The sequence below is a fragment of the Borrelia coriaceae genome, from assembly GCF_023035295.1.
GTDB lineage: Bacteria > Spirochaetota > Spirochaetia > Borreliales > Borreliaceae > Borrelia > Borrelia coriaceae.
Map to the genome: position 1 here is coordinate 19,778 of NZ_CP075095.1, position 12,728 is coordinate 32,505.

The 12,728-nt window shown below is 26.7% G+C and carries 11 protein-coding genes; 7 read left to right on the plus strand and 4 right to left on the minus strand.

Annotated features, from left to right (window positions below; translation table 11 throughout):
• Positions 1-94 precede the first annotated feature (94 nt).
• Positions 95-1,444 carry a protelomerase family protein gene (locus bcCo53_RS07885; RefSeq protein WP_025408612.1) on the minus strand — a complete coding sequence of 450 codons (1,350 nt, stop codon included), beginning with the start codon at positions 1,442-1,444 and terminating at the stop codon, positions 95-97.
• Between the two features lie 83 nt (positions 1,445-1,527).
• Positions 1,528-2,061: a hypothetical protein gene (locus bcCo53_RS07890; RefSeq protein ID WP_246938471.1), complete on the minus strand. Its 534-nt coding sequence runs from the start codon at positions 2,059-2,061 to the stop codon at positions 1,528-1,530.
• Positions 2,062-2,383: 322 nt separating this feature from the next.
• Between bcCo53_RS07890 and bcCo53_RS07895 the strand changes: the two genes are divergently transcribed.
• From bcCo53_RS07895 to bcCo53_RS07910, 4 genes are read left to right on the plus strand one after another with little or no spacing between them, the layout of a single operon-like run.
• Positions 2,384-3,307 (plus strand): plasmid maintenance protein, encoded by a 924-nt coding sequence (locus bcCo53_RS07895; RefSeq protein ID WP_028328222.1) that lies wholly within the window; start codon positions 2,384-2,386, stop codon positions 3,305-3,307.
• Positions 3,308-3,326: 19 nt separating this feature from the next.
• Positions 3,327-3,893, plus strand: coding sequence for a DUF226 domain-containing protein (locus bcCo53_RS07900; protein ID WP_025408614.1), 567 nt, complete (start codon positions 3,327-3,329; stop codon positions 3,891-3,893).
• Positions 3,869-4,669, plus strand: a complete 801-nt coding sequence (locus bcCo53_RS07905) for a ParA family protein (protein WP_025408615.1) — start codon at positions 3,869-3,871, stop codon at positions 4,667-4,669. The genes bcCo53_RS07900 and bcCo53_RS07905 overlap by 25 nt, the downstream gene beginning before the upstream one ends.
• Position 4,670: 1 nt before the next feature.
• Positions 4,671-5,225: a chromosome replication/partitioning protein gene (locus tag bcCo53_RS07910; protein ID WP_025408616.1), complete on the plus strand. Its 555-nt coding sequence runs from the start codon at positions 4,671-4,673 to the stop codon at positions 5,223-5,225.
• 490 nt (positions 5,226-5,715) lie between these two features.
• Here bcCo53_RS07910 and bcCo53_RS07915 read toward each other — a convergent pair whose 3' ends face one another.
• On the minus strand, positions 5,716-6,258 hold the full coding sequence (locus bcCo53_RS07915) for a hypothetical protein (RefSeq protein ID WP_051428616.1): 543 nt from the start codon (positions 6,256-6,258) through the stop codon (positions 5,716-5,718).
• Between the two features lie 879 nt (positions 6,259-7,137).
• Between bcCo53_RS07915 and bcCo53_RS07920 the strand changes: the two genes are divergently transcribed.
• A complete protein-coding gene (locus tag bcCo53_RS07920) occupies positions 7,138-8,199 on the plus strand; it encodes a variable large family protein (protein WP_025408618.1) in 1,062 nt (353 codons plus the stop codon).
• 388 nt (positions 8,200-8,587) lie between these two features.
• Here bcCo53_RS07920 and bcCo53_RS07925 read toward each other — a convergent pair whose 3' ends face one another.
• Complete coding sequence (locus bcCo53_RS07925) at positions 8,588-9,238, minus strand: nicotinamidase (RefSeq protein WP_038364998.1); 651 nt, start codon at positions 9,236-9,238, stop codon at positions 8,588-8,590.
• Positions 9,239-10,639: 1,401 nt separating this feature from the next.
• On the opposite strand from bcCo53_RS07925, the gene bcCo53_RS07930 reads away from it, so the two are divergent.
• Together bcCo53_RS07930 and bcCo53_RS07935 are read left to right on the plus strand one after the other, a co-directional pair.
• Complete coding sequence (locus tag bcCo53_RS07930; RefSeq protein ID WP_025408621.1) at positions 10,640-10,858, plus strand: hypothetical protein; 219 nt, start codon at positions 10,640-10,642, stop codon at positions 10,856-10,858.
• Positions 10,859-11,000: 142 nt separating this feature from the next.
• Positions 11,001-12,074, plus strand: a complete 1,074-nt coding sequence (locus tag bcCo53_RS07935) for a BMP family ABC transporter substrate-binding protein (protein WP_025408622.1) — start codon at positions 11,001-11,003, stop codon at positions 12,072-12,074.
• Positions 12,075-12,728: the final 654 nt, after the last annotated feature.

A 12,728-nucleotide genomic window follows, 5' to 3' on the forward strand; every position in this document is an offset into this window, starting at 1 on the left:
ACTAACAAATATATTACAAACAAAGGTATTTTAAAAAAGGCTCCAAAATAATTAAAATTAAACATTGAATCAAAATCAACTTTTTATAAGCTCCTTAAACATTATATCCAAAAATTACGGCCAGATACTCACCAAGTTTGACATAGTTATAATTATAACCATATTTTTGCTTGAAAGCCTTACGAATTCTAACATTAAGACCCCGTATCATTTCCAACTCTTCTATACCATCTGATGTCATCAAATCTTTAATCACAGACAAAGTCTTTATATAATTCTCATCCATCATACCACTCTCCTTGAACAACATCTCCAATTGTTGCATGGTAATAACAGAATATGTAGTTTTTCTCCTAACATAGATATATATTCGTCTTTTAATCAATTTCAACAAATCAATATCAGCACTATCATCCAAATTTTCTAAGACATAACGATTATAATGAAAAGCCGTTATTATATCATCATGTTCATGTCCCAAAACCGTGGTTATCCACAAATTTAGCTCCATATTTTTTGGAGCAAATGCAAGATAAGAAAATCTACTATAAAGTCTTCTACAAAAATAAATTGACTCTTCAGGTTCAAATATATTTTCAAAGATCTTACGAAACAATCTATTATAACTATAAGAAAGATTTGAAGATACAATTTCTTTTGAAAGTTTTTCTGTCCTTTCCATATACCTTATCTCCTTTATTGAATCAATAATCAATTTAGAATCAGCAAAAGTAGGAAAAACAACTTCATGAACTAAATTATGCTCTTTCTTCTTTGCAATATGTTTCATTAAAATATGTTCACTATCTTCAACATAAAATTTAGATACTTTCAGTATTTCAACAGGACGTCGTCCTGTTGCCATTAACACTCCATAAAACTTCAACCTAATATCTCTTTTTTGAGTCAATAAAATATTGATTATCTCAATATAAGTTTTTAAATTGATCTTAACCGATATCTGCTCTCTTCTATAACTATTAATTTTTGAAATCTTATAATGATGTGAATAATTATTTAACCATTCCGGGCTTTTAAACAAACCTAGGAAAGACTCAAAATATACTTTTTGACCTAAAATATTATTAGCAACCATCAATTCTTCGATTCTACATAGATCTTTTATATCTATATTGGACAAAGCCTTAACCTCTTTAGGAATCCAAAAAAACAAAAGCTTATTTTTCTGCCTTATCTCCTCAATCACTGCAAGATTGATATATTCCTTTATTATTTTACGAGTTTTAGAAAGATTCAATATAATTGAAAGGTTAGTAAATTTATCTTTCCTTAAGAGGAGACTTTTATGTTGTTCAGCAAGAACACTCAAGTTCTTATTTAACCTAGAATATGAGATCTCGTATTTCAAATATCTAATATATATTGATTCCAAGTTTTTTCTAAAAAACTCAAGATCTTTTTTTACACTAACTTTTAAAGACATACTAAGTAAATTATATCAAGAAAAAGTGATAAGAACATCTAACTATCACCAACTTCTAAAACAAAAAATTAATAATAAAGCCTTTATTGTTGCATAAATCTCTCAATGGACTTAAAAACATAATAATATAGCACAATATATGTTTCTCTTAAGGTAGCATATTTAGAACTTCCTACAAAGTACATAAGTTCACTTGTACTGGAATTAATATCCTCTTCATGATTTCTAATCTCAAATTCACGATTAATATCTCTTATATGCTCTATACTAAAAGTATAAGTAGAAACTTGCCTATTATTATCTATATCAAGATCCTTGTTTAAGGAAATTATTCTCTTAAAAAATTTTTTAACTTGAAATTCAAATGAATTGGGGGAAATAGCATTAAAAAAATCAAATCTAAAACCAAAATCAAAAATAAATCCAAATCTATAATCCAACAAACTTGCTACTTCCGAATACAAAGTTATCTGCATAACAATATTTTTCATATCCTTATCCAATATAAAATAATAAGAATAACCATTAATATCTTTAACGGAGTTAAAATAATCTTTAGAATGAACTCGAGTTTTAAATTTACCACCACCTAAAAATTCATAACCTGCAATTTCCAACTTTATTGCTTCTTCTAAAGAAAGGCAAAATCTCGATGCAGTATTAAAATTACAAGAATAAAAGATAAAAACTAAAGTTAAACAAATCTTGTAAACTACTCTCAAAAATTCCTCGTGATAAAATTTACCTAGTATTAGAAACTTACATCTATTTAACAATATAGTAAACAACTCACAAATCAAAAAACATAATTTCACTATTACTAGAGTAAAAAATACAAAGTATAAACATAATTATTTAAAGACTTTACTTTCTGTCCAATATTCAATTAAAATATCATTAGCATTTTAAAGATGAAGATCAAACGATAGGAGTTTTAAGATGAGACAAGAAAAGACCAGCAAGATGCCATTTAACAAAGTAGTAGATAGAAGATTAAAGGTGTTTTGGGTAATTCAAAAATTACAACATAATTATTTTAAAAATAAGAAAAAGTATTCTTTAAAAAATGTTGTAATGATGGTAAACTCAATCCTAGAAAAAAAAGGATTTAAAACAGTAACAAAAAGAACAATACAAAGTGATATTAAAAATTTTGAGGAAATTGGTCTGTTAAAAACAAATTTTAATCCACTTGGCAAAAATAATGGTAGTTTCACTTATTATATAATCAACAAAACTCTTGAGAAGATAGCCAATAAAGCAATAAGTAAAACTTATTTCATTCAAAAGAAAAAAAACATAAATAGAGCAAAAGACAATGCCATTAAAAAATATAAACTGAAAGAACAAAATCAACAATTTAAAATTTCACATCAAATACTTTCACATCTTTTAAGTAATATGAAAAGTAAATATAAGAATTCTAAATCATTAGATAATAAAGAAAAAAATTTAGAAAGAATAATACTAGAAAAATTTGAAAAAATAAAAAAGAAAGACCTAAACGAAATAAAAAACATTGTAAAAAAACAGATAAGCTATAAAAATACGCTATGGAACTTGAAAGACTTCATGGAAGAACTTAAAGAATATGACGAAAAAAATGCCATAAATTTTTTTAAAATAATACTGAAGAAAAAAAAGAACAAGATATGGTTCATGTCAAAAAGAAATGCAAAAACAGATTTCAAGACAATAATAGGAACGTTCAAAGACAAAAACAAAACAAAAACGCAAAAATTATATTTAAATCAAATAAAAATACATCAACCAAAACTTGACTATATAGACAATCCAAATGAAATCTTAAAGGCAAATGAACTGATAAAGAAAATAATTAAAATAGAAGTTATCGGTTCTTAATTAGGAAAATATAAAAAATATGGAAAGAGCAATACATGAACTAAAAGCAAAGTTAACTGCAAGAAAATCAAAAATAGATAAAGAACGCAGAAACTTTTTTAAGAAAATAGAAAACAAAAAATGTAAAATAATGTATCATACAAAAATCTTTAGTATGATAAACAATTTTGAAGCAAAACCCAAAAAAGGTAAATTTTGGTTATGTTTTAGGAATGTTTTTAATCCTAATGAATATGAAAGCCTTCACTTATTTCAAACAAGGCAAGAAGATAAATTCATGGGTATTTACTATGGATTTACAAAATTAACCAAACCATTTATTATAAAATATGAGGAAAACGACATAAAAAAGACTTCCAAACTAACAAAAATTTATTATATTGAATTCCGATTTAAAAAGGGCAGTGTTTTTTGTTATCTGAGAAGCCTATACACACTGCTAAAAGAAAAAAATAAAGAAAGGATATTTTATAATTCTTTGTTAAATAGAACATTAAAATTGGAAAGAGAAGTGCACCGATTCTATGGAAAAGAATACCTTGAAAACAAAGGAATACTAAAATGGATAAAAGAAAACCAAAAATAGTTACTGTAGCTTCAATTAAAGGTGGTGTCGGAAAAAGTACAACGTCTTTGTTATTTAGTAATATTCTTTCAAGCAAAAATTACAAAATACTATTGATTGATTTAGATCCACAAGCTAGTAGTACAAGTTTTTACATCAAGTTTATAAAGGGTCAAAATATAGAGATAAAAAAAATAAATATATACAGAGTTTTAAAAAAGGAATTGGACATTGAAAATTCAGTCATAAAGATCAATGAAAATCTCGATTTTATTGCAAGTCATTTGAGCTTGAGCCAATTTAATGAAGAAAATATATCCTTAAAAGAAAGTTTACTTAAGATATTTTTAAGTTATATACACTATAGGTATGATTTTATCATTATGGATACAGCTCCTACTTTAGGCAGCCTACTTAACAATAGTTTAGTAATCACAGATTATCTTGTCATTCCTTTACCAACAGATCAGTGGGCGATTGAGAGTTTAGATTTAATAACTAACAGATTAAGAGATATATTTAGAAGTGAATTACCAACATTCTACTTAGTAACTAATCTAATTGAAAGGCAAAGCATAGATAAGGAGTTAAAAGAATTTATTGAGAGTGAATATAAAGAAAAATTTTTAGGAAGCATTCCAAAACGAGATAATTTGAGAAAGGCTATTTTCCACAGAGTGGATTTTAATCCTAATGAGGACTATTATAAGGCTTATAAGATAGTGTTGGATAATTTTTTAATTAAGATTAGCAATAGAACAGTTCCAAATGGAACTGTTAGTTCCATTTGGATATAAAATGAATAGGAATAAAAAAATAGAGATAGTCAGAAGAATTGATATAGAAAATTTTCCTCTTAACCCTTTGAATAAAACAAGAGAAGAAAGATATTCAGCACTAAAAGAAAAACTTAAAATTTTAATAAAAGAAGAATCTTATAATAAAATAGAAACAGCTAGGATCTTAAAAGAAATTAATGAAAGCAAATATTATGCTCTTGACGGGTATAAAAGCTTCACAGCTTTTATCAAAAGTTACAATATAGCAAAAACCTCCATATATAGGTATATCAAGTTAGTTATAGGAATTGATAGCGGTAAGATTGATCATAACTTAATTTTAAGTAAAGGGGTGGATTACGCAATTAAGGTTTTAGAGAATAATAATGAAATTATCAAAAATAATGTCAATATTTTAAAGTCTTTAAAGATTCAACTAGACAATGAAGAAATTTTAGATTTTTACAAATCTAATATAAAATTTGCTAGTTTTTTGCTCAAAGAAATATATAAAAATGAAAAAGATTTTTTTAATAAGATGCTTGAGAAATTCAATAATTTAAAAATACGATAAATTTATTATGTTTAAGTCATGTAATTTATACTATCTTAATACGATGTCAAGTTATAAACAATAAGTCTTTAATACTTTATTTTAGATAGAATAAAAACTTTTGAAAAAGACTTTACAAAAAGATAAAATAGTTTATAATTATTTTATAGACTGAGATTTTGAAGTCTCACTCTTATTGTTTGATTAGAATAATAGGTTGGCTACGGTAGTAGCCTTTGTCATTTTATTTTAGTTTAGATATATAAATTTTAAATTTCTTGTATAGGTAATCTTATTATTTTGAGATTAGATAGTATTCATTTGGTTAACAGATATAACTTTATATTAATTTTGTTTGTAAATTGACATTGTTTTTATTTTAAAGGTGGCTTTTGATGCTTAAATTGTTTATACAAAATTTTATCATTTGATAGTCATAATAAAACAGCTTTAAAACTAACGTTGTCTATATCGTTAATTTTAAAGCTTTGATTATTATTATTTTTTAAATCTATTGTTTTTCGAGATGTTCTTTTGTAGTATGTTGTTTTTCAATTGCATCCAGTTTTAACATAAAGTCTCTAATTTTGGCTTTATTGACTTGTAACGTTTCTAGGCCAACTTTAATTTTAATGTCTTCTTTGTTATATACGTATTCATCTTCATTGAGTACTTTTTCTAACATAGCTTTGTTTAAGCTAAAAGAGGAGGTATTAATCCATTTCCCAAATGAAGCTTTACTATCATATTCATAACTTGTTTTACCTTCTATTTTAGTTCCGTCTGGTAGTGTTAACGGAGTTTGTTTAATGATACTGTGGTTTCTTAGTTTAGTATATAAGAATATTTGCGTTGTGTTATTTTGGTAATCAACCACGCCTGTTAATTCTAGGTTGTTGCTTAGATATTGGTATATCCTCATTTTCTTGTTGATTTTATCATCCTCAACTTGCAAGGAAGAACACGCTGCAAGTAAAAAAACTAGTAATATTTTTGTTGTTAATTTTAAGTTTTTGAAAGAAAATAACACACTTCCCCCTTTTGTACTAATCATTATTAATATAATGTATTGTTTAGTTTTTTTTAAAGTAATACATTATGATATCTTTAACATTATACTTTAATAAGTGTTAAAAACAAGGTAATAGTTGTTAAATTAAAATTTAATGAAATCGTAGTCAATTTGTCATTGTGTTTAGTTCGTTTACAGGACATTTATTTTTTTAAATTATTAAATAGTGATTTTGTTTTTTATAAACTGATTATACTACCAGGTAAATTCAATTTTATTGAAGTTTTACTGGTTTTGGATTGAATTTTGTATTTTCAGGTATTTGACTGTGTAAGTTGTATATTGGGGTTTAAAGTTAAGGAGTTATTTAAGCACTTTGTAAAAAGTTGAAATAATAAGATAAATATAGATTTGCCTTCATTTAGAGCATTGAGCTCATTTAGATGAGACCACTTTTTTTTTTGCTTGGATAAAGGCCTTTTTTGAAAAGAGATAAGGTTTAAATCCGTAGCAAGGAATAATAATAAGGGAGTATTTGTTGTAAAGTTTAGGTAAAGTGTCTAATGAGATGGTTTTTATTTTGCATTGTATATTAATGATATAATATAGAAATTTTATTAACTATGTTTCGTTTACTGTGTGAATATATTGTGCAACTATGAAGTTAACTCATATTTATAGTTAGTTCTTTATGCAATTAATAAGATTATTTGTGATACACAACCGATATGTTATCTTAATTAAGCATAATTTTATCGATTTTAAGTTTAACTTTTTATTTAAGTTATTTTTATAATAATAATAAATTATATTATTTTTATTTTATTAAACTATTCTTAAGATTTTCAAAAAGTTTTAATAATAACTTGAAAAATAAAATTTTTGCATTAAATTATTAGGTTAATAAGGAGGCACATAACAATGAAGAAGAATACATTAAGTGCGATATTATTTATGACTTTATTTTTTTTGGTTAGCTGTAATAATGGTTCTGTTGATGAAGAGAATCCTCAGAGTAAATTCTTAAAGTCTGTTGTTAGTTTAAGTAATGATTTTTTAAATGTTTTCACTTCTTTTGGTGAGATGGTGGGTAGTGTATTAAGGTTTAATACTAATACTAAAAAATCTGATGTTAAAGATTACTTTAAAAAGGTACAAAACACTGTTCAAGGTACTAAAAAATCCCTTGAGAAAATTGTTTCAGATATGAAATCAGAAGGTAATCCTAATGCTGAGTCTGTAGAGACAGAAGTGAAAAAACTCATTGATAGTGTTCTTAATAAAATAATTGATGGTGCTAAGGGTGCTAGTGATGCTATTGGTGATTCTGATGCCTTACTTGGGAATGCTGCTGCTGCTGGTGCTGCTGGTGCTGGTGGTGTTAAAGGTGATAATGTTGATTCTCTAGTGAATGGGATTAAGTTAATTGTAGATGTGGTTCTTCAAGGTAAAGGAAATCCAGATGCAGGAGATGGTATTCAAGCTGACACCGGTGCCCAAAGAGGTCAGAATGCTGGTGAAGCAGGTAAATTATTTGGTACTGATGCTGGAGGTGCCGCTGCTAATGCAAAAAAAGCGGTTGGTGATGCAACTAAAGCTGTTGGGGCGGTAACTGGTGCTGATATATTAAAAGCTATTACTAAGGGTGTTGGTGGTGATGCTGCTAAGTTAGCTAAACATAATGGTGTTGCTAATAATATTACTGCATCTGGTGTTGCTCAGAATGCAAAAGATGCAGTTATAGCAGGGGGTATTGCGTTAAGGGCAATGGCTAAGAATGGTAAGTTTGCTAATGGTAATAATGTCAATAATGATGTAAAGGATGGGATAAAAAACGCAGCAGTTAGTGCCGTTACTAAAGCGTTAGATACTTTAACTATTGCAATAAGAAAGACTATTGATGAAGGACTTAGAACTGTTAAAGATGCTATGCAAATTGATCCTGATGCTGCTCCTGTAACTACTGCTGAGACTAAGAAATAATATAATAATTAGATAAAATTTATACGATATACATAACTAAATAAAGTCATTAAAGGAAACTCTTCTTTTGATAGGAGTAGTTTTCCTTTAATTTTTTTTCCTTAATAAGGGTGATCGATAACATGAAGAATTTTGTAGATTTCAGATTTAATAAGATTCATAACTATATTAATATTACTTTAATCTAATGATATGTTGTGGACATCGATCAGATGATTATGTTGATAAAAATGACCTAGCTCAAGAGTTTGAGGGAAATTTAGGTAAAGTAAGGGCGGTAGTTTATATAAATGCTGAGTATGCTTTTTACTCTTTTATAGTTTATATATTTTTAAAGTGTCTTTTCAATAGATTTTTGATTTTGTGGAAACTTTAATGATTTTCAGTGTTAAAGTATGTGAAAATTTACTTTTTGGAAATTATGGTTTAACTTAAAATTGTTTAGAATATCTTTAGCTAAACAAGTTAATATCCCAAGCTTTTGGAGCTTTAAAATTATTAGTTCAGGGTAATGTGAAATACTTTTTGTAACATCAGTGATTAAGTAAGATTGAAATTTTAAATTATGAGCATCAATTATTGTTTCTCGTACACAATAATCGAGAGCCAATCCTACTACAAATACTGTATCAATTGCATTGGAGTGGAGATAATGGAAAAGACCAGTTTTATTTTTTTTGTTAGAATCGTCATAAAAACCACTGTAGCTGTCATAATTTTTATTTTGTCCTTTTAGAAAAACAGCTTTTATTTTTTCGATATTTAGATTCTTTGGGAATTCTGAGCCCCATGTATTTTGAATACAATGTTTAGGCCAAGCTTTGTGATTAGCATGATTTGAAAAGCTTATATGGTTTTCGGGGTGCCAATCCTTGGTGGCAACAATATGTTCAAAGCAATGTTGAAGTTGGTTAATCAATGGTATAATTTTATCCCCTTGGGGAACAGGAAGAGAGCCTGCTTCTAAAAAATCGTTTTGAATATCTACTAGAATTAATGCAGAATGCTTAAATGTTGGATTAAAAATTGTAGTTTTCATAAATAGATTTCCTGTTAAATAGTGATAGTAATTATATGAATAATAGGGCATATTATTAAATAATTCTGTAGATATGTTAATTTTTTATTTTAGTATTAAATATTGTATTAGGTGAGAGTAAGGTAAAATAGATTTATCAGGATTAATCGTGAGATTAGAGATATGAGAATTCTTTTTTTTGAAAAATTAAAAAGTTAAGTCGTGGTGATTTATGTGAATTATTAGTCTTTAATTAAAGAATATAGTGTCATTAGTCATTCATTAGGTATTAAGGCTATAAACCTTATAATTACTGTTGACCATAATGTAAAGGTGAGGCTAAATGTTCATTTGTTATTCTTATCTAAGTTGGATATATTTTGTATTTTAGATTACCGTTAAATGGTATAACCTATCAAGAGTTAATCACTCGTATTGAATATAGAGCTACTTACTTAAACATCAATGGTAATAATAGTCCGAACATCCAATAGTGTAATTTTCCAGTCTGTCTTATTAATTTTTATGTCTTTTCTAACGAGATAAAATCTCATTGCCAACAGTATTAATTTTGTTGCCAAGATTGGTTTTAATTGCTGTAATTTCTGATGTTAAGTTTCGTTTGAACATTTACAGTTTAATATCACAAAGGTCGCTTTTAACAATTTGATACTTTGTGAGTAAGCTCATTTAAAAAACCTTGAAAAGTAATGAATATTTGGGAGGTTCAATATAAGAATAGCCTTATATCATTATTATACAGTATTTTGAGAATTGATAAAATAAGGTTTTGCGAATGTAGAGAGTATTGTTAGTTGAAGTTTAAGGCAATAAGATATTATCAAAAAGCTGATTTTGAATTCTATTAGTATATTTATAGTTAATGCCAAGTGTTTTGAGGTGTAGATTAATGTAAGATTTGAGAATGGGTAAGTTTTTGTTTGATTTGCTATTAAAAAAGAGTTTTGGCAATATAATCCAATAATTGGTTAAATTAATATTTAATCATTTAATATATATACTTTAGATGAGAGATGTGTATGATTATATTTAGAGACGAAATCCATCTTACTGTTAAATAGTACAAAATTATTTATAAGTATTTTTGTTGTGTTAAGGATTAACACAAGAATAGATTATAAATTGTTTTCATGATCTCCTTGATAATTTCATTGAGAACCATTTGACTTATAATTATTGATTGAAAAATTCTCATAAGATCTTTCCTTATAGAGAGATGGTAGCGATGTCATATTTGTAGCAGTAGGATTTGCATTTCTTGGATTTAATTAAAGCTTCCCACAATCTTTGAGATAGGTATTATGTTATTAGGTTGAGCACGCTTAATCATATCTTGCACTTGATAATATTTAACCTTGGTTATTAACAGTGTTGCAAATTATATTTATTAGAGCACAAAGAATGAATTTAAATACAAATGATTTTGATTGTGAGAAAATATTAAAATTAGAACTTAAAGATGGTTCTGTGAGCATTATTAGTCCCCGATCTAAAATCGGGGATGACATTAGAGTTGAGATTGAAACTATAGAAGATAGAATAACGAATGGTATTATTGTCGTGCCAAGTAATTTTGGCGAATATAATAAGTTTTTAGATATTTGTAATCTATTGAATTGATACCCTTCTATTTATAGATATAATGGCATTAATGTTTTTTATTTTGTCTTTATTATAAAATAAATTTTATATTTATAATTTAGTGTTATTTTTATTGATAGTTTGTTTTTTTTTAAAATTTGTTTTTAGGAGAGGATTGGTTGTGTCAAAAAATTTATGTTTTATGTTTTTATTTTCTTTATTTTTTATATCTTGTTTTTTTTCAAGAAAGTCATCGACTGTTATTAATAATCAAGTTGTTATGGGAATTATATCCCCACGTAGTTTTGATACTAATGGCTATTTTAGAAATGCCTTTAATGGTGCCCTTAATGCGAGTAATGAGTTTGGGATTAAACTTATTCCAAAAGTTTTGACACCTTATCCTGTTGAAGGTAAAAGATTGATGACATTTGATGAGGTATTATCGGAAGATATTTTTGCCTTACAAAAGGAAGGTGCCAATTTTATTTGGTTTGTTAGTTCTTATTTTTCAGATATGGCTATAAGGTTTGCTTACGAGAATTCAGATATTTTATATGGAATTATAGATGATTTTAGTCGTGAACAAGCTGTATTTCCTAAAAATTTGATATCTATTGTTTTTAGGGTAGAAGAGGGGGCATTTTTAGCTGGATATCTTGCTTCTAAGGTGAGTAAAAGTAATAGGATTGGATTTGTGACAGGTGTTAATATTCCTAATGTTAATAGATTTTTGGTTGGGTTTAGAGCTGGAGCTTTTTATGAAAATTCTAAGACAAGAGTAATTTTAAAAAGAATTTTAAAAGATCGTGACGAAGCTGTTGGTGAGGCTGTTGCCAAGTATATGTACCTTCAAGATGGAGTTGATGTTATTCTTCCTGTAGTGGGTCCTGCAGTATTTGGTATATTTCGTGTTGCAAAGGATCTTGGACCTGGGCATTATGTCATTGGGATAGATAAAGAGCATTCAAACTTTGCACCTGGACATGTTATTGCTTCTGTGATTAAAGATGTTGGAAAAGTAATATCTGATTGTTCATCAGATATTATAAAAAGTCGTAATTTTAATGTTGGTGGCCTGATTGAAAACGGAATTAAGGAAGGGATTGTAACTCTTATTAAAGATCCTAGTATTATTGGTAAAGATTTATTTGATGTTCTTACAAAAATTCAGGTAGAGATAGTGAATGGTGAACTAGTTATACCGTCTACTGATTATGAATTAGATTTATTTAAAGAAAAATTAAAGAGATAATAGTTTGATTAAAGGATATTGTGTTGTAACAATTTTGTGGGTTTTTGAAAAAAAATGTGAACTTAACTACTAGTTTAGTATGTTCTAATTTATGTTTATTAGTTAATTAAACTGTAAATTAGTACGAATTTTGTATTCGATTATATAATTTTAATTAGTATATTTTAGTATGAATTTTAGTTCAAAATAAATATTAAGATGTGTACTGTAATAGATCTTGGAAGTAAAAAATAAAGTTTTTTATGAAAAATAACAAGTGAGATTTTTTAAAATATATTAAAGATTTTTATGGGTACTTTTTGTGATGTATGTTGTAGAAATATTATTTGATTTGAGTATAAATTATTGGATATTGTAATTTTTTGTTTTATTAGATCATAAAAATATTTTGGTTATAAAGACAGTAGGATTAAGAAATTTTTAGAGAAATCCTTTAGTAAGGATATTATTAATGTGTTGAGATCAACTATTAATTTTTTACTGTCAACTATTAAGTTCTTGGCGTTAACTTTTAATTTTTGTGAAACTAATAAGATCAACTTTTGCTTTTTTGGTATTAACTTTTTAGTTATTGTAAACAACTCTTTATTTTTTAGGCTCAACTATTGAGAGAGGCCGGCGGCAGAATACTCTGTACTAATAACAATTTATATA

Bases quoted from the DNA above. Each gene is read 5' to 3' on its own strand.
- bcCo53_RS07885 (WP_025408612.1), bottom strand. From the start codon at position 1,444: ATGTCTTTAAAAGTTAGTGTAAAAAAAGATCTTGAGTTTTTTAGAAAA.
- bcCo53_RS07930 (WP_025408621.1), top strand. From the start codon at position 10,640: ATGAATTTAAATACAAATGATTTTGATTGTGAGAAAATATTAAAATTA.
- bcCo53_RS07925 (WP_038364998.1), bottom strand. From the start codon at position 9,238: ATGAAAACTACAATTTTTAATCCAACATTTAAGCATTCTGCATTAATT.
- bcCo53_RS07915 (WP_051428616.1), bottom strand. From the start codon at position 6,258: ATGATTAGTACAAAAGGGGGAAGTGTGTTATTTTCTTTCAAAAACTTA.
- bcCo53_RS07900 (WP_025408614.1), top strand. From the start codon at position 3,327: ATGGAAAGAGCAATACATGAACTAAAAGCAAAGTTAACTGCAAGAAAA.
- bcCo53_RS07910 (WP_025408616.1), top strand. From the start codon at position 4,671: ATGAATAGGAATAAAAAAATAGAGATAGTCAGAAGAATTGATATAGAA.
- bcCo53_RS07905 (WP_025408615.1), top strand. From the start codon at position 3,869: ATGGATAAAAGAAAACCAAAAATAGTTACTGTAGCTTCAATTAAAGGT.
- bcCo53_RS07895 (WP_028328222.1), top strand. From the start codon at position 2,384: ATGAGACAAGAAAAGACCAGCAAGATGCCATTTAACAAAGTAGTAGAT.
- bcCo53_RS07920 (WP_025408618.1), top strand. From the start codon at position 7,138: ATGAAGAAGAATACATTAAGTGCGATATTATTTATGACTTTATTTTTT.